Origin of the sequence: Pseudomonas sp. GV085 (genome assembly GCF_003050925.1) — a bacterium.
GTDB lineage: Bacteria > Pseudomonadota > Gammaproteobacteria > Pseudomonadales > Pseudomonadaceae > Aquipseudomonas.
Window position 1 is genome coordinate 151,897 of record NZ_QAOV01000013.1, and the last position, 17,236, is coordinate 169,132.

16 protein-coding genes and 1 tRNA gene are annotated in these 17,236 nt (G+C 59.5%); 10 read left to right on the forward strand and 7 right to left on the reverse strand.

Going from position 1 to position 17,236, the window contains the following annotated elements; all coding sequences use genetic code 11:
• Positions 1–338: 338 nt before the first annotated feature.
• The 6 genes from C8K63_RS24365 to C8K63_RS24390 all read left to right on the forward strand — a co-directional run bounded on the left by C8K63_RS24365 (position 339) and on the right by C8K63_RS24390 (position 5,637).
• Positions 339–1,406 carry an ABC transporter substrate-binding protein gene (locus tag C8K63_RS24365; protein ID WP_108218997.1) on the forward strand — a complete coding sequence of 356 codons (1,068 nt, stop codon included), beginning with the start codon at positions 339–341 and terminating at the stop codon, positions 1,404–1,406.
• Between the two features lie 121 nt (positions 1,407–1,527).
• Positions 1,528–2,334 (forward strand): alkaline phosphatase family protein, encoded by an 807-nt coding sequence (locus tag C8K63_RS24370; RefSeq protein ID WP_108218998.1) that lies wholly within the window; start codon positions 1,528–1,530, stop codon positions 2,332–2,334.
• Between the two features lie 5 nt (positions 2,335–2,339).
• Positions 2,340–3,176 (forward strand): ABC transporter permease, encoded by an 837-nt coding sequence (locus tag C8K63_RS24375; RefSeq protein WP_371920794.1) that lies wholly within the window; start codon positions 2,340–2,342, stop codon positions 3,174–3,176.
• Positions 3,163–3,963: an ABC transporter permease gene (locus C8K63_RS24380; RefSeq protein WP_108219000.1), complete on the forward strand. Its 801-nt coding sequence runs from the start codon at positions 3,163–3,165 to the stop codon at positions 3,961–3,963. The genes C8K63_RS24375 and C8K63_RS24380 overlap by 14 nt, the downstream gene beginning before the upstream one ends.
• Positions 3,960–4,949 carry an ABC transporter ATP-binding protein gene (locus tag C8K63_RS24385; RefSeq protein WP_108219001.1) on the forward strand — a complete coding sequence of 330 codons (990 nt, stop codon included), beginning with the start codon at positions 3,960–3,962 and terminating at the stop codon, positions 4,947–4,949. Before C8K63_RS24380 ends, C8K63_RS24385 begins: the two co-directional genes overlap by 4 nt.
• Before the next feature lie 34 nt (positions 4,950–4,983).
• Complete coding sequence (locus tag C8K63_RS24390; RefSeq protein ID WP_108219002.1) at positions 4,984–5,637, forward strand: HAD family phosphatase; 654 nt, start codon at positions 4,984–4,986, stop codon at positions 5,635–5,637.
• 95 nt (positions 5,638–5,732) lie between these two features.
• Here the strand turns inward: C8K63_RS24390 and C8K63_RS24395 are convergent, their stop codons facing one another.
• Positions 5,733–6,695: a zinc-binding dehydrogenase gene (locus C8K63_RS24395; RefSeq protein WP_108219003.1), complete on the reverse strand. Its 963-nt coding sequence runs from the start codon at positions 6,693–6,695 to the stop codon at positions 5,733–5,735.
• Positions 6,696–6,833: 138 nt separating this feature from the next.
• On the opposite strand from C8K63_RS24395, the gene C8K63_RS24400 reads away from it, so the two are divergent.
• Together C8K63_RS24400 and C8K63_RS24405 are read left to right on the forward strand one after the other, a co-directional pair.
• The gene (locus C8K63_RS24400; RefSeq protein ID WP_177413296.1) at positions 6,834–8,915 is read left to right on the forward strand and encodes a carboxy terminal-processing peptidase; all 2,082 of its coding nucleotides are present in this window, start codon (positions 6,834–6,836) and stop codon (positions 8,913–8,915) included.
• Between the two features lie 143 nt (positions 8,916–9,058).
• Positions 9,059–10,849 carry a bifunctional diguanylate cyclase/phosphodiesterase gene (locus C8K63_RS24405; RefSeq protein ID WP_108219005.1) on the forward strand — a complete coding sequence of 597 codons (1,791 nt, stop codon included), beginning with the start codon at positions 9,059–9,061 and terminating at the stop codon, positions 10,847–10,849.
• Between the two features lie 167 nt (positions 10,850–11,016).
• On the opposite strand, the gene C8K63_RS24410 is transcribed toward C8K63_RS24405, so the two are convergent.
• The 5 genes from C8K63_RS24410 to C8K63_RS24430 all read right to left on the reverse strand — a co-directional run bounded on the left by C8K63_RS24410 (position 11,017) and on the right by C8K63_RS24430 (position 13,714).
• Positions 11,017–11,424, reverse strand: a complete 408-nt coding sequence (locus C8K63_RS24410) for a sel1 repeat family protein (protein WP_108219006.1) — start codon at positions 11,422–11,424, stop codon at positions 11,017–11,019.
• Positions 11,425–11,796: a hypothetical protein gene (locus tag C8K63_RS24415; RefSeq protein ID WP_007898892.1), complete on the reverse strand. Its 372-nt coding sequence runs from the start codon at positions 11,794–11,796 to the stop codon at positions 11,425–11,427.
• Complete coding sequence (locus C8K63_RS24420; RefSeq protein ID WP_108219059.1) at positions 11,793–12,134, reverse strand: helix-turn-helix transcriptional regulator; 342 nt, start codon at positions 12,132–12,134, stop codon at positions 11,793–11,795. Before C8K63_RS24420 ends, C8K63_RS24415 begins: the two co-directional genes overlap by 4 nt.
• 114 nt (positions 12,135–12,248) lie before the next feature.
• The gene (locus C8K63_RS24425) at positions 12,249–12,704 is read right to left on the reverse strand and encodes a YkvA family protein (protein WP_108219007.1); all 456 of its coding nucleotides are present in this window, start codon (positions 12,702–12,704) and stop codon (positions 12,249–12,251) included.
• Between the two features lie 293 nt (positions 12,705–12,997).
• A complete protein-coding gene (locus C8K63_RS24430; protein ID WP_108219008.1) occupies positions 12,998–13,714 on the reverse strand; it encodes an FKBP-type peptidyl-prolyl cis-trans isomerase in 717 nt (238 codons plus the stop codon).
• Positions 13,715–13,983: 269 nt separating this feature from the next.
• Between C8K63_RS24430 and C8K63_RS24435 the strand changes: the two genes are divergently transcribed.
• Together C8K63_RS24435 and C8K63_RS24440 are read left to right on the forward strand one after the other, a co-directional pair.
• On the forward strand, positions 13,984–15,786 hold the full coding sequence (locus C8K63_RS24435; RefSeq protein ID WP_108219009.1) for a di-heme-cytochrome C peroxidase: 1,803 nt from the start codon (positions 13,984–13,986) through the stop codon (positions 15,784–15,786).
• A 28-nt stretch (positions 15,787–15,814) separates the two neighbouring features.
• Positions 15,815–16,951: a catalase family protein gene (locus C8K63_RS24440; protein ID WP_108219010.1), complete on the forward strand. Its 1,137-nt coding sequence runs from the start codon at positions 15,815–15,817 to the stop codon at positions 16,949–16,951.
• Positions 16,952–17,147: 196 nt separating this feature from the next.
• Here C8K63_RS24440 and C8K63_RS24445 read toward each other — a convergent pair.
• A tRNA-Asp gene (locus C8K63_RS24445) sits at positions 17,148–17,224 on the reverse strand.
• Positions 17,225–17,236 lie beyond the last annotated feature (12 nt).

A 17,236-nucleotide genomic window follows, 5' to 3' on the forward strand; every position in this document is an offset into this window, starting at 1 on the left:
CAGCACCAATTCAGGGCAGAACAGCAGCGCAAACCGGCTCATTCAATAGTCTGCAAGCGTAGGCAGTGCAGATGACCGAGGTGTGACAAAGTCGCCCAACGGTCGCCACCCCGGCTTTCAAGAACCTGCAATTCATCGGCCAAGTCCCTTGCCAGCCGGGGCTTTGACCATGGTCTACGCTTAGCAGGCCACCCGCGATACCGCCGAACAAAAAGTCATCCCTGGCGACGAACGACATCAAAGTGTCATCCAGCCCCCTTAAATTGGCTCAGGTATTGCTGACCTAGACCAACACAAACCGCAATCGCAGCGTTGAACACGACCCAAGGAGCTTCGGAATGAAACAGTTTTTCCTGGCATCACTGTTAGGCTCGACCATTGCAATGTGCACCGCCGCCATGGCGGCCGACACCGATCTGAAAACCCTGGAAGCCGCGGCGAAAGCGGAAGGCGCCGTCAACAGCGTCGGCATGCCCAATGACTGGGCCAACTGGGCCGGCACCTGGAAAGACCTGAGCGACAAATACGGCCTCAAGCACATCGACACCGACATGAGTTCGGCCCAGGAAATCGCCAAGTTCGCCGCGGAAAAAGACAACGCCAGCGCCGACATCGGCGACGTCGGTGCAGCATTCGGCCCGATCGCGGTCAAGCAAGGCGTGGTCCAGCCTTACAAGCCTTCGACCTGGGATCAGATTCCAGCCTGGGCCAAGGACAAGGACGGCAACTGGGCACTGGCCTACACCGGCACCATCGCGTTCATCGTCAACAAGAAGTTGCTGCACGGTTCCGAAGTGCCGACCAAGTGGGCTGACCTCAAGACCGGCAAGTACAAGGTTTCCATCGGTGACGTGAGCACTGCTGCCCAGGCTGCGAACGGCGTACTGGCCGCGGCACTGGCCAATGGTGGCGACGAGAAAAACCTCAAGCCTGCCCTGGATCTGTTCGCCGACATCGCCAAGCAGGGTCGCCTGTCGATGTCCAACCCGGTCATTGGTGCCATGGAAAAAGGCGAAATCGAAGTCGGCGTGGTCTGGGACTTCAACGGCCTGAGCTACAAGGCCAAGATGGCCAATCCGGATGATTACGTGGTGCTGATCCCGTCCGACGGCTCGGTGATTTCCGGCTACACCACCATCATCAACAAGTACGCGAAAAACCCGAACGCCGCCAAGCTGTCCCGCGAATACATCTTCAGCGACGCCGGCCAGATCAATCTGGCCAAGGGCAACGCCCGTCCGATCCGTGCCGAGCACATCACACTGCCAGCCGAGGTGCAGGCCAAGCTGCTGCCTAATGAGCAATACAAGAAAGTGACGCCGATCAAGGATGCGGATGCCTGGGAGAAGACCTCCAAGGCCCTTCCGCAGAAGTGGCAGGAAGAAGTCATCATCAATATGCAGTAATGCTGCATCCGTAGGAGCTGCCGCAGGCTGCGATCTTTTGATCTTGTAAAACCAAATCAGAAGATCGCAGCCTGCGGCAGCTCCTACGCCATCCGGTTTTGATTGCGGAGTCCTATCCCCTATGAAGCACAACGTCATCCTTGTCGTGCTCGACGGCCTCAACCATGAGGTCGCCCGCCACGCCATGGGGCACCTGCAGGCGTACGTCGGCGCCGGACGCGCCGCACTCTACAAACTGGAGTGCGAGTTGCCAGCCCTGTCCCGCCCGCTGTACGAATGCATCCTGACCGGCGTTGCGCCCATCGACAGCGGGATTGTCCACAACAATGTCTCGCGCCTGTCCAACCAGCGCAGCATCTATCACTACGCCACCGACGCCGGTCTTGTGACTGCCGCTGCGGCTTATCACTGGGTCAGCGAACTGTACAATCGTTCGCCCTTCGTGGCGGCGCGGGATCGCCACACCGATGATCCGCAACTGCCAATCCAGCACGGGCATTTCTACTGGATCGATCACTACCCCGATTCGCACCTGTTCGCCGACGCTGAAAGCCTGCGCCTGCGCCATGCGCCGAACTTCCTGTTGATCCACCCGATGAATATCGACGACGCCGGGCACAAGCACGGCCTCGACACCCCGCAGTACCGCAACAGCGCCCGCTCGGCCGACATCATCCTGGCCGACTACCTGCAAGGCTGGCTCGATGCCGGCTATCAGGTGCTGGTCACCGCCGACCACGGCATGAACAATGACCGCTCCCACAACGGCCTGCTGCCGGAAGAACGTGAGGTGCCGCTGTTCGTTCTCGGTGATGCATTCAGCTTCAACGTGGACGCCGCGCCGAAACAGACCGAGATCTGCGGCACCGTCTGCGAATTGCTGGGCGTGCCCCACGACAAACCGGTCTGCCGGGAGCTGTTGAAGTGAATTCCATGACCCGCAGTAAATGGCTCGCTGCCCTGTGCCTGCTCCCGTTCACGCTGTTCTTCATCGTATTCGAGATCGCACCGCTGACCTGGGTAATGATCAACAGCCTGCAATCGGAAGAATTCGGCTGGGGCCTGGCCAACTTCAGCAAGATCTTCAGCTCGAAGTTCTACCTGCAGGCCATCCAGTACAGCCTTGAGATCAGCTTCTGGTCCAGCGTGTTCGGGATCATCATCGCCATACTGGGCGCCTACTCCCTGCGCCGGGTCGATTCGAAACTGCGCAACTTCGTCAACGCCTTCGCCAACATGACCAGCAACTTCGCCGGTGTGCCCCTGGCCTTTGCGTTCATCATTTTGCTCGGCTTCAACGGCAGCTTCACCATCATGCTCAAGCAGGCCGGAATCATTCAGGACTTCAACCTGTACTCGAAAACCGGGCTGATCATTCTCTACACCTACTTCCAGATCCCTCTCGGCGTACTGCTGCTGTACCCGGCCTTCGATGCACTGCGCGAAGACTGGCGCGAGTCCGCCTCGCTGCTCGGTGCGAGCGGCTGGCAGTTCTGGCGGCACATCGGATTGCCGGTGTTGACGCCGGCACTGCTGGGCACCTTCGTGATCCTGCTGGCCAACGCCCTCGGCGCCTATGCCACGGTGTACGCCCTGACCACCGGCAACTTCAACGTGCTGACGATCCGTATTGCGGCGATGGTCTCCGGCGACATTTCCCTGGACCCGAACCTGGCCAGCGCCCTGGCCGTGGTGCTGGTGGCCTTGATGACCCTGGTGACCATCGTGCATCAGTTGCTGTTGAAGAGGAGTTACCATGTCTCGCGCTGAACTGGGGCCTGTCGGTGTCTACCACCGCGTCGTGGTGTACTTGCTGTTTGCCATCCTGCTGTTGCCGCTGGCCGGCACGCTGATCTACTCGATCGCCAGCAGTTGGTCGGCGACCATCCTGCCCAGCGGTTTCACCCTCAAATGGTACATCCAGCTGTGGAGCGATCCACGCTTCCTGGATGCGTTCGGGCAATCGTTGCTGGTCTGCGTCGGTTCGCTGATTCTTTCAGTAGTGCTGATTCTGCCGCTGCTGTTCGTGGTGCATTACCACTTCCCGAAACTCGACGCGCTGATGAACATCCTGATCCTGCTGCCCTTCGCCGTACCGCCGGTGGTGTCGTCGGTGGGGCTGTTGCAGCTTTACGGCTCCGGACCGTTCGCCATGGTCGGCACACCGTGGATCCTGATCGGTTGCTACTTCACCGTGGCGCTGCCGTTCATGTACCGGGCGATCACCAACAACCTGCAAGCGATCAACCTGCGCGACCTGATGGACGCCGCCCAATTGCTCGGCGCCAGCACCTTCCAGGCGGCTTTCCTGGTGGTGCTGCCGAACCTGCGCAAGGGCCTGATGGTGGCACTGCTGCTGTCGTTCTCGTTCCTGTTCGGTGAATTCGTGTTCGCCAACATCCTCGTGGGCACCCGCTACGAAACCCTGCAGGTCTACCTCAACAACATGCGCAACAGCAGCGGTCATTTCACCAGTGCGCTGGTGATTTCCTACTTCTTCTTTGTGCTGGTTCTGACCTGGATCGCCAATATCTTGAACAAGGACAAAAGCGAATGAGCTATGTCAGCGTCCAACATCTTCAGAAAAACTACGCGGGCACCACGGTGTTCAGCGACATCAATTGCGAAGTCCGCAAAGGCGAATTCGTCACCCTGCTCGGCCCCTCCGGCTGCGGCAAATCCACCCTGCTGCGCTGCATCGCCGGCCTGACCTCGGTGGATGGTGGCAAGATCCTCCTGGACAATCAGGACATCGTGCCCCTGAGCCCGCAAAAACGCGGGATCGGCATGGTGTTCCAGAGCTACGCCCTGTTCCCCAACATGAGCGTGGAGCAAAACGTCGCCTTCGGCCTGCGTATGCAGAAGGTCAACGCCGACGACAGTCAGAAGCGCGTCGCCGAAGTGTTGAAACTGGTGGAACTGAACGACTTCACCTCGCGTTATCCGCATCAATTGTCCGGCGGCCAATGCCAGCGCGTGGCTCTCGCCCGCTCGTTGGTGACCCGCCCGCGCCTGTTGCTGCTCGACGAACCGTTGTCGGCCCTGGACGCGCGGATTCGCAAGCACCTGCGCGAGCAGATCCGTCAGATCCAGCGCGAGCTGGGCTTGACCACGATTTTCGTCACACACGATCAGGAAGAAGCCCTGACCATGTCTGACCGGATTTTCCTGATGAATCAGGGAAAGATCGTACAAAGCGGCGACGCCGAAACCCTCTACACCGCGCCCGTAGATGTATTCGCGGCCGGCTTCATCGGCAACTACAACCTGCTGGACGCCGACAGCGCTTCGAAGCTGTTGCAGCGACCGATCAGCAAGCGCATCGCCATCCGCCCGGAAGCCATCGAACTGAGCCTCAATGGCGAACTGGACGCGCAGGTGCGTAGCCACAGCCTGCTGGGCAACGTGATTCGCTACCGGATCGAAGCCCGGGGCGTAGAATTGGTTGTGGACGTTCTGAACCGCTCGGCGGCCGACCTGCATCCCGACGGTCAACGTCTGGCGCTTTCCATCGATCCGACGGCCCTGTGTGAGGTAGCCTGATGACTTTGCTGACGCTGAAGAGAGAACTGCACTGATGGCCCTGGCAATTTTTGATCTGGACGAAACCCTGATCCACGGCGACTGTGCCACCCTTTGGAGCGAACAGATGGGCCGCCTGGGCTGGGTCGATCCCGAATCGTTCATGCGGCAGAACAACGAGCTGATGGATGCCTACAGCCACGGCAAATTGCGCATGGAGGATTACATGGCCTTCAGCCTGGAGCCGATGATCGGCCGCACGCCGCAAGAGGTCGAGCATCTGGTTGGCCCATGGGTGGAAGACTTCATCGAACCGATCATCTTCAGCGATGCCACCAAAGCCATCGCCGCCCACCGCAAGGCCGGCGACCGGATTCTGGTGATATCCGCTTCGGGCACCCACCTGGTCGGCCCCATCGCCGAACGCCTGGGCATCGACGAGATCCTGGGCATCGAACTGGAAGTCGCCCACGGCGTTTACACCGGTCACACCGTTGGCACCCTGACCTACCGCGAAGGCAAGATCACCCGTTTGCTGGAATGGCTGGATGCGGAAGAGGAAAACCTCGAGGGCGCGAGCTTCTATTCCGACTCACGCAACGACCTGCCGTTGTTACTGAAAGTGGATTTTCCCCACGTGGTCAACCCCGATCCAGTGCTGCGCGAGCAGGCTGAAAAGGCTGGCTGGCCGATACATCTCTGGAAGTAACCGAAAAGATCGCAGCCTGCGGCAGCTCCTACATGGGAATGCAATCTCCTGTAGGAGCTGCCGCAGGCTGCGATCTTTTCAAAGCCAACCCGATATCAGCTCAAGCTTTCATCAATCACCAACACCACCTTCCCCGCCACGGTATTACTCGCCAGCTCGGTAAACGCTGCCTCGGCATCCTTGATCGGGAATGTCCTGGCCAGTTGCGGGCTCAACCGCCCTTCGGCGAACAACGGCCACACATGTTGACCGAGATCACTGAATAGATCCGCCTTGAACTGATCATCACGGCTGCGCAGGGTCGAGCCCAGCAACTGCACACGCTTGGCCAGCACCTGGGCCAGATCCAGCTTGGCCTCTCGGCCGCCCATCAGGCCGATCAACACCCAACGGCCATCCTGCGCGAGCAGCTTGAGGTTCAATGCCGCGTAATTACCACCCACCGGGTCGAGAATCACGTCGAACGGCCCCAGATCCCGCAGACTCTCCAGATCGCCATCGCGCACCACGCCGCCCTGGGCGCCCAGCGCTTCGCAGTACGCCAGTCGCTCGGCGGAGCCGACGCTGACCCAGCACGGGTTACCGAAGGCCTTGCACAGCTGAATAGCCGCTGAACCAATTCCACTTGCTCCGGCGTGCAGCAGAACTTTCTGACCCGGCTTGAGCGCAGCCAGTTGAAACAAATTCAGCCAGACCGTTGCATAGACTTCGGGCAGTGCTGCCGCTTCGACCAGTGACACTCCATCGGGAACCGGCAGCACGTGCCGCCCGTCGACAACCACTTCTTCGGCCATGCCGCCCCCGGCCAGCAAGGCGCAAACCCGATCACCAATCTGCCAGGAGGACCCGGCGCCCACCTCACTGATCACGCCCGAGCACTCTAGACCAAGCACTTGGCTGGCCCCTGGCGGCGGCGGATAAAGGCCGGCTTTCTGTAATAAATCGGCGCGATTGAGGCCCGCTGCCGACACTCGAATACGAACTTGTCCTACATCACATGCAGGACTCGGCTCATCAACCCATACCACTTGACCGTCAACGCCTTGCAATGCTTTCACAGTGCCTCCATAGTGAGTCTGGACTGAGCCCGAAGCTATAGCGTCGGGCTTTTTGCATTATGCGACCGGTTCCCAAAGATCCGGCGACTTCAAAGACGGCCTAATATGCGTTATCAATTGTCCCCGCGTCGAATCAGCATGAAGCATCTGTTCCCCAGCACTGCCCTCGCTTTATTCATCGGTATCGGCTTGCTGCCGATGTCGAGCAATACATTCGCAGCCAATAGCTGGGACAAGCTTCAACCCGATCGTGACGAAGTGATCGCCAGTCTGAACGTCGTGGAGTTGCTCAAACGCCACCACTACAGCAAGCCGCCACTCGATGACGCGCGCTCTGTGATCATCTACGACAGCTACCTCAAGCTGCTGGATCCGTCGCGCAGCTACTTCATGGCCAGCGACATTGCCGAATTCGACAAGTGGAAGACGCAGTTCGACGACTTCCTCAAGAGTGGCGACCTGAACGCAGGGTTCACCATCTACAAGCGCTACCTGGACCGCGTAAAGGCGCGTCTGGACTTCGCCCTTGCCGAGCTGGGCAAAGGCGTCGACAAGATCGACTTCACCACCAAGGAAACCTTGCTGATCGACCGCAAGGACGCCCCTTGGCTCAAATCCACCGCAGAACTCGACGACCTGTGGCGCAAACGCGTCAAGGATGAAGTGCTGCGGATGAAGATCGCCGGCAAAGAGCCCAAGCAGATCCAGGAAACCCTGACCAAGCGCTACAAGAACCAGTTGGCACGCCTGGACCAGACCCGCGCGGAAGACATCTTCCAGGCGTACATCAATACCTTCGCCATGTCCTACGACCCGCACACCAATTATCTGTCGCCGGATAACGCGGAGAACTTCGACATCAACATGAGCCTGTCCCTCGAGGGCATCGGCGCCGTGTTGCAGAGCGATAACGACCAGGTGAAAGTCGTACGCCTGGTGCCGGCAGGTCCGGCGGACAAGACCAAGCAGGTTGCACCGGCCGACAAGATCATCGGCGTTGCCCAGGGCAACAAGGAGATGGTCGACGTGGTGGGCTGGCGCCTGGACGAAGTGGTCAAGCTGATCCGTGGTCCGAAAGGCACCATTGTGCGCCTGGAAGTCATCCCGGCCAGCAATGCGCCGAACGACCAGACCACCAAGATCGTGCCGATCACCCGTGAAGCGGTGAAGCTCGAAGATCAGGCCGTGAAGAAATCGGTCTTGAATCTGAAGCAGGACGGCAAGGACTACAAGCTCGGCATCATCGAAATCCCGGCGTTCTATCTGGACTTCAAGGCCTTCCGTGCCGGCGACCCGGACTACAAGAGCACCACCCGCGACGTCAAGAAACTGCTGACCGAGTTGCAGAAAGAGAAAGTCGACGGCGTGGTCATCGACCTGCGTAACAACGGCGGCGGTTCCTTGCAAGAGGCCACCGAGCTGACCAGTCTGTTCATCGATAAAGGCCCGACCGTGCTCGTGCGTAACGCCGATGGCCGCGTCGATGTCCTGGAAGATGAAAACCCGGGCGCATTCTACAAAGGCCCGATGGCATTGCTGGTCAACCGCTTGTCCGCCTCGGCATCGGAGATTTTTGCCGGCGCCATGCAGGACTACCACCGCGCACTGATCATCGGTGGCCAGACCTTCGGCAAAGGCACCGTGCAGACCATTCAGCCGCTCAACCATGGCGAACTGAAACTGACCCTGGCCAAGTTCTACCGGGTTTCCGGGCAGAGCACCCAGCATCAGGGCGTCTTGCCGGACATCGATTACCCGTCGATCATCGACACCAAGGAAATCGGTGAAAGCGCCCTGCCGGAAGCCATGCCATGGGACACCATCAAGGCCGCCATCAAGCCTGCGCTGGATCCGTTCAAGCCGTACATTTCGCAGCTCAAGTCCGAACATGACGTGCGTACGGCCAAGGATGCAGAGTTCGTGTTCATCCGCGACAAGCTGGCCCTGGCGCAGAAACTGATGTTGGAAAAAACCGTCAGCCTCAATGAAGCCGAGCGTCGTGCCCAGCACGCCGACATCGAAGCCAAACAGCTGACCATGGAAAACATCCGTCGCAAGGCCAAGGGCGAAGAACCACTCAAAGAGCTGAAGAAAGAAGACGAGGACGTTATTGCGGCCGAAGCTGACAAGACCAAACCGGAAGACGATGCCTACCTCAGCGAAACCGGGCGGATTCTGCTGGATTACCTGAAACTCAACACGGCAGTGGCCAAGCACTGAGTTTTTACATACAGCTGATGGCAATTTAATGTTAACGCCCCCGAAGCGTCATCAAACAGTCATCGTTCTGTCGTGAAATAAAGGACCGGGCGTGCTCTTTACCAAGGGCACGCCCGGTCCTTTTTTTATCGCCAGAGATCGCCATGACCACAACCGAACAGCTGAGTGCATTGAGCTCGATCCTGACTCAAAGCGGTTTGCACAGCCTGTTCCAGCCGATCATCAGCCTCTCTGAACGGCGCATTCTCGGCTACGAAGCCCTCAGTCGCGGCCCGTCCAACAATCCTCTGCACTCCCCTGTCGCCCTGTTCGCCGTCGCCCGTCAGGCCGGACGTCTGAGCGAGCTGGAAATTGCCTGCCGCGAGAGCGCTTGCCGACGCTTCAATGAACAGCAATTGCCTGGCTTGTTGTTCCTTAACGTATCCCCGGAATCCCTGCTTGAAGCGGCCCATCAACCGGGGCGCACCTTGCAACTGCTGCAAGACTTCGGCATCCCTGCGAGCCAGGTGGTCATCGAGTTGACTGAACAAACGCCAACGGATGATTTCCAGCTGCTGCAAACCGCCCTGCATCACTATCGGGCGATGGGGTTTTCGATTGCGCTGGATGATCTGGGGGCGGGCTATTCGAGTTTGAGGTTGTGGTCCGAGCTGCGGCCGGATTACGTGAAAATTGACCGGCACTTCATTGATGGCATTCATCAGGATGCGCTCAAGCGTGAATTCGTCGGCTCGATCCTGCAAATCGCCAAGGCCTCGCGGGCGCAAGTCATCGCCGAAGGTATCGAACTGCCGGAAGAGCTCACGGTGCTGACCGAAATGGGCGTGGACCTGGTGCAGGGTTACCTGCTCTGCCGCCCCCAGGAACACCCACCGCGGGATGCCCGGGCAATGATGCCCCGACAGGACAGCATCGCCGTTGTACTGAGCGAAGACGGCAGTGACCTCAGCGCCCTGCTCAACGAGCAACCCGCGGTGAACCGCGACACCCCCACCGCCACGGTGCTCGAAACCTTTCGCCGCCAGGCCAACCTGAACTCGCTGGCGGTCCTGAATGAACAGAGTCAGCCCTGCGGCATTGTTCATCGTCATTCGCTCTCCGACGTCCTGCTCAAGCCCTTTGCCACCGACCTGTTCGCCCGCAAACCGATCAGCCGCTTGATGAGCGATGACTTCCTCGCCGTCGAGCTGAGTCAGTCACTGCAACAGGTCAGTCGCCTGATCACCAGCCGTGCCCGCCAGCGCATCGAAGAAGATTTCATCATCACGCTCAATGGCGGCTATCTCGGGCTTGGCCGGGTGATTGACGTGCTCAAGTTGATTACCGAACTGAAGATCCAGCAGGCCCGCTACGCCAACCCGCTGACCTTGCTGCCGGGCAACGTGCCGATCCAGCAATGCCTGACACGGCTGCTGCAACAGCAACGGGAATCGGTGATCTGCTACGTGGACATCGACAGTTTCAAGCCTTTCAACGACATCTACGGCTACGGCCGCGGCGACGAAGTCTTGCTGTGCCTGGCGCAATGCCTGAACGACCGCGTCGACCCGGCTCGCGACTTTGTCGGCCACATCGGCGGTGATGACTTCCTGCTGGTGCTCGGCCCGCAAGACTGGCGCAAACGTTTGAACCAGTTGCTCGACGACTTCCAGAGCCAGTGCCGGCGCTTCTACCGCAGCGAACACCTGGAAGCCGGCTGCTTCATCGCACCGAATCGCCAGGGCCAGCGCCAGGAGTTTGCGCTGTTGTCGCTGTCGATCGGGGTGGTGCATCTGCATCCACAGGCTTGTGAACAACTCGATGCGAGCCAGTTGGCCGAGATGGCATCACAGGCCAAGCACCATGCGAAGAGTGTGCAAGGGTATAGCGTGCATGTGATTGATAGCCTGGCGGCACCGGAGCCCAAAGCGGTTTGGCTGACGGGGCAGCGCTGACTGATCTGACGCCCCCCCCTGTAGGAGCTGGCTTGTCAGCGAAGACGCCAGATCAAACAACCTGAATCTCGATTTGATCCCCACCTATATCCTTCAAGAAGGCCTGGACCGCAACCGTCGCCCGGTCACGTCGAGCACATCACAACTATCACCCGGCAGCCTTGGGGTTATAGGTCAGTCTCGCGAGACGCCAGCTCTTGCAACTTGATCGCCGCCAACGGATGCCCGGCCTTCGCTGCAATCTCCCAGAACCGCACTGCTTCAACCGGGTCCGGAGCCTTGCTCGCCGTCCCGGCCAGGCTGATCACGCCCACTTGATACGCCGCCTTGCCATCGCCCGCCAACGCCGCCAGGCGCAACAAACGCACGCCCTCCTCACGAGCACCGAGGCCGACGCCGCGAAACGTCAGGATGTGCCCATAGAAGCTCTGGGCGCCGACATCGCCCAGGTTGGCCATGCGTGCGAACTGACCTTCGAGCCAGCGCCAGCCACGTGGCTGACGGACAAACCATGGCCAGTGAAACAATCGGCGCGCGAGCCAGTAACCGGCCCGTGCCTTGAGTTGTAAAAACACTCAGGCCTCAGCCGATTCCGGGTATTCGTACTCGAACACCCGCACCACTTCCGAAGCATGCCAGGACGCGGCGGCAACGCCGTCCGACGGCCCGGAAAAACGTCCGAGACGCTCGACACACTCAAAGAATCCGGTGCGCGGCAAGCGGCTGGCGCCCTGACTGATCACCAGTGAACTGCGCAATGGCTGCTCCGCCCTGGCGTCCAGCGCCGCCAGATGCTCAAGGGCCGCTGTCAGGGTTTGCATGGCCGGAGTCGGCAACTGCAAACGTTCCAGTAATGCCCGATAAGTCAGGAGATGGCGCTGACGACGCGCCTGATCCAGTTCGCCCAGCAATCCGTCCCAATGTTGACGACTGATGCGTACGCTCACGATTCATCCCTCCACCCCGGCACCGTCAACTCCCAAGCCAGGCTGCGCCGAATCGCGGCGTCGGGCAGACGCTCGCCACTTTCGATCATGGCCAGGTAAGACGGGCTGATGCCTACCGTGCGGGCCAGCGCCTCGATGGCGATGCCCTTTCCTTCGCGCAAACTGCGTAGTTGATCCAGACCCGGAAGAATCGCGTCTGGTGTTGCCGCCCGAAGCTTCGTGGCCTCAGGCGACGCTTGCTCCTTGATGCCTGCTGCTTTCAGTAACGCCTGATACTGAGCCCATGGCAGAACCGCATATTCGGGCTCGCCTTCGCGTGTAATTATCTGAATATCCATGACTACCCCGTAGGACAACAACACTTAGCGAGTCAGCACTTTTCCCTAGAAGTGTAATCCTAACAGCGGCCAAGGTCGCGGGGGGCATCAATCTGTGAACAGGTCGCAATCGACTCAGTGTTTTTTCGGACCTTGAAGTTGCAGTTGCTCGGGGGTATCAGGCAGGCGCTCAACCACCGCGAGTTTCTCCGGCACCTGCCGTTTGCGCCAGGCGCGAAAGGCATTGAGTTCGTCGTCGAGCACTTTCATAAGCCACGCCAATACCGCGATGTCATCGAGCATGCCGAACACCGGAATGAAATCCGGGATCGCATCCACCGGGCTGAGGAAGTACATCAGGCCCGCGACGACCGAAACCAGCGCCCTGGGGCTGATGGCGCGATATTCACCACGCCAGTAGGCCAGGCAGAGTGCCTGCAACAGCTTCAAGTCATCCTTGAGTTTGCCTAGTCGGTTGCCCTGGCTCGCGCCCTTGCTGGCGACTGCGAACAACAGGGTCGGCAATCGGCCGCGTGCCAGCAGACGTCCGGCCAGCGGCAGGAAACGAGCAAAATTCCAGGGTGCTTTCATGATTCCTCCCGTTGAAATGTTATCCACACAAATTGTGGATAACCTTGTGAACAGAGCTGCTTTTCAGCGCTGCAAGCCCCGTTTTACAAGGCCTGCGTTCAGATCGGGCGTTTTTTACCCATCAAAAAAAACCTATAATTTCATTGACTTGGCGGACTTGTACGGCTAACGCCAACGTCTACTATGCCTGAGACTCCGGCCTGGAGCGTCTGTTCGTTTTGTTTACCTGTGCCAAACGCCAGATGCAACAACGCCCCGCATGAGCGAGGCGTTGTTATCGAAGCAGGCGCCGATTACTTGGCTGCGTCGTCTGCTTTTGCCGGATCCTTGATGGCCAGCAGTTCCAGGTCGAATACCAGCACCGAGTTGGCCGGAATCGCCGGGCTCGGGCTTTGAGCGCCGTAAGCCAGATCAGCAGGGATGTACAGTTTGTACTTCTCGCCAACGTGCATCAGTTGCAGGCCTTCGACCCAACCCGGGATCACACCGCTGACCGGCAGATCGATCGGGCTGCCGCGCTCGACGGAACTGTCGAATACGGTGCCATTGGTCAGCTTGCCGGTGTAGTGAACGGTCACTACGTCAGTCGGCTTTGGCTGAGGGCCATCGGCTTTCTGCACGACTTCGTACTGCAAGCCCGAAGCGGTGGTGGTCACGCCGGCTTTCTTGGCGTTTTCTTCGAGGAATTTCTTGCCGGCAGCGGCCGACTCTTCACTCATCTTGGCCATGCGTTCTTCGGCACGCTTTTGCAGCGCGGCGAACGCCTCAACCAGTTCTTCGTCCTTGAGCTTCTGCTCTTTCTTGCCGACGGCGTCTTCGATGCCCTGGGCTACAGCTTTGGAATCCAGGTCATCCATGCCTTCCTGAGCCAGGCTCTTGCCCATGTTCAGTCCAATGCCGTAGGAAGCTTTTTGCGCCGGAGTTTTCAGCTCTACGCTGGTCTGCGAATCACAACCCGCGAGTACCAGGCCAACCAGGGCCACCGCCGCCGCCAACCGATGCTGTTTCATGCTATTTCCTTGTTCATGCGCCTAAAGGGCAATCGAGTAAAGCCGCGAGCTTATCAGGCCGCCACGACCAATGGCTACCGGCATGAGAGCCGGAAACAATTGATAAGTTCAGGTGTTTAAACGCAATTCACAATTCGGCTGATGAAGCTTCTTTCATCTTGTTCCGACGCAGACTGATTCTTGAACCCACAACATCTGGCGTAATGGCCTCTTGCCCCACCTTGGGTACTCGGGCATAACGACATGATCATTCGACAAGGACGTTTATCTTGCGCCTCTTCTTTCGCTTACTGGTTCTCATCGCAGTACTGCTTGGGCTGGTCTTGGCCGTGGTTCTTTACTACGTCGCCAACCCGAAATTGCCGGCCTGGTCGCCTCCGCAACAAGTTCATTACCTGGAGCAATGGAGCGCCGCCGACCGAGAGACTTATTACTTCACACCCCAGGGCACTCAGGTCAAAGGCCTGCGCTATGACTGGTTCACCGCCCTCGAACTGCCCTTCTCGCAGCAACGCTTCGCCGCCCCCGAATACCTCGCCCGCTTCGGTTTTCTGGTGGACCCCGGCCAGAAGCCGACACTGAACAACCCCGGCAACCTCCCGGCAGGCTTTACCCGGCACCAGAATACGGGGAGCCCGGATGTGTTTCTGGATGTCACCTGCGCGGCCTGCCACACCGGTGAACTGCGCTTCAAGGGCCAAGCCGTGCGTATCGACGGCGGCTCGGCGCAGCACGTCCTGCCGTCCAGTGTTCCTACACTCAAAGGGGGCAGTTTCGGACAGGCACTGGTGGCCAGCCTGGCCTCGACTTACTACAACCCGTGGAAGTTCGAACGTTTCGCACGCAACGTGCTGGGCCAGGACTACGACGCCCGCCATCAACAGTTGCGCAAAGAATTCAAATCCTCACTGGATACGTTCCTCAAGGTGGCCTGGAACGACACCCATCGCGGGCTCTATCCGACCGAGGAAGGCCCGGGGCGCACAGACGCCTTCGGGCGCATCGCCAACGCCAGCTTCGGTGATGCGATCTCCCCCGACAATTACCGCGTGGCCAATGCCCCCGTTGACTATCCGCAGCTGTGGGACATGTGGACGTTCGAATGGGTGCAGTGGAACGGTTCGGCGAAACAACCGATGGCGCGCAACATCGGCGAAGCGTTGGGTGTCGGCGCCACGCTGAACTTCTTCGACAAGAACGACCAGCCACTGATGGGCGATGCCCGCTACCCCTCCAGCGTCCGTGTGCGCGACCTGCACCTGATCGAAGAAACCCTGCGACGACTCAAGCCTCCAGCCTGGCCGGAAGATCTGTTGGGCGCGATCGACAAACCTCTGGCAGCAAGGGGGCGCGCCTTGTTCGCCGAAAACTGCGCGGGTTGTCACGTACCGCACACCACCCAGGGCGACGGGCGATACGTTCAGCACCTGAAAATGATCCCCGTGGAATACATTGGCACAGACCCCGGCGCAGCCAACAACATCGCCGACCACCGCTTCGACCTGACTGCGCTGCAATGGAAGCAGGCGGAGCTGGAAAAACTTGATGTGGAGCCAAAACCCACCGAACCAATGGACCTGAGCAAAATGTCCGTGGCCAAGGGGCTGGCCTATGTCACCGCCTATGTCCAGGACCGTGCGTATCAAGACGCCAATGTCGGCCCTGCCGAGCGTGCTGAAATGGATGGTTTCGGCCTGCCGATCGGCGTGCGCGAATTGCGTTCGTACAAGGCCAGGCCATTGGCGGGCGTATGGGCGACAGCGCCGTTCCTGCACAACGGTTCGGTGCCGAGCATTTATCAATTGCTGTCGCCTCAGGATGAGCGTGCGACCACGTTCTACAAAGGCACTTTCGAATTCGACCCACAGCATCTGGGATATCGCACCGAAGCCTTCAACAACGCTTTTCTGTTCGACACGCAAATCACCGGCAACCACAACAGCGGTCATGAATTCCGTGCCGGCAAACTCGGCAATGGCGTGATCGGCCGCGGGTTGCAGCCGCAAGAACGCTGGGCACTGCTGGAATACCTGAAAGTGTTGGGCGGCCCGCTGGAGGCGCAATTGCCATGATCACAGCCTCAGTCAAAAGGACTTTCCCATGCTGATAACTCTCTGGCTGCGCCTGGGCGCCTTCCTTGCCAAGCTGTTGCTGTGGTTGCTGGGTCTCGGCGTGCTGGGCTGGGCTCTGGCCAGCGCCTGGTTTGCCTGGCAGCATCGCGGGCCGGTCTCGGCGCAGGAGTTGATTGCGGACGGCGAAGCCGCGATGACCCAGGACATCATCCAGACCGCCGTGCGCATCGTCGATCAGCACCGCGAAAGCACCCGCTACCTGCGCGATGCCCACGCCAAGGCCCACGGCTGCGTGAAGGCCGAGGTTCAGGTGCTGCCGGAACTGCCAGGCGAGCTGCGTCAGGGCGTGTTCAGCGAACCGGGAAAAACCTGGCAAGCGACGATGCGCCTGTCCAACGGCAATGCCTACCCGCAGTTCGACAGCATCCGCGACGCCCGGGGCATGGCGATCAAACTGTTCGATGTTCCAGGCAAACAACTGTTGAGCGATCAGCAGGGGCGAGGCGAACAGGACTTTGTAATGTTCAGCCACCCGAACTTCTTTGTCAGTAATGTCGCCGAATACCGTCAGAACGTCGCCGCCCAGGCCGACGGTAAAAAGATGATGGCCTTCTTCCCCGGCCGGGATCCACGCACCTGGCAGGTTCGCCACCTGTTTATCGCCCTGGCGACGCTGTCCCCAGCCCCGCCAAGCCCAACCCGGACGACATACTTTTCGGTTTCGCCCTACAAATTCGGTGAAGCCAATGCGAAGTTCCGGGTTGCACCCGATCCGGACAATTGCCCGGCCTACAGCCTGCCGGAACAGAATCGCAAGCTGCCGAACTTTCTGCGCAATGCGCTGAATCAACAGTTGTCGACTGATCGGGTGCCCGCTTGTTTTGTCTTGCAAATCCAGCGACAGGACGCCAACAAGTACATGCCGATCGAAGACACCAGCATTGAGTGGCGCGAAAGCGATGCACCCTTCGAGACCGTGGCGCGAATCAAAGTGCCAGCGCAGGACTTCGATACACCGGCGCTGAACCTGCAATGCGACAACCAGTCGTTCAATCCCTGGTTCGGCGCTGAAGCACACCGTCCCATCGGCGGGATCAATCGCCTGCGCAAGGCCGTGTATGAAGCCGTCAGCGACTACCGACACAGGCGCAACACCGGACTGTAGGTGTAGGAGCGAGCTTGCTCGCGAAAAACCCACGTGCGCCGCTGGCTATCTGAATTTACGCGTTATCGTTCACGACCTTCGCGAGCTAGCTCGCTCCTGCAGAGCGCGAGGAAAGCCAAACCCCAGACAGCAAAAAGCCCGCACAAGGCGGGCTTTCTGTGGTGACCTGGCGTTCAGTGTTCCAGGTTACCGAATATGGCGCAGCGGACGGGACTCGAACCCGCGACCCCCGGCGTGACAGGCCGGTATTCTAACCGACTGAACTACCGCTGCGCGTAGCGTTGA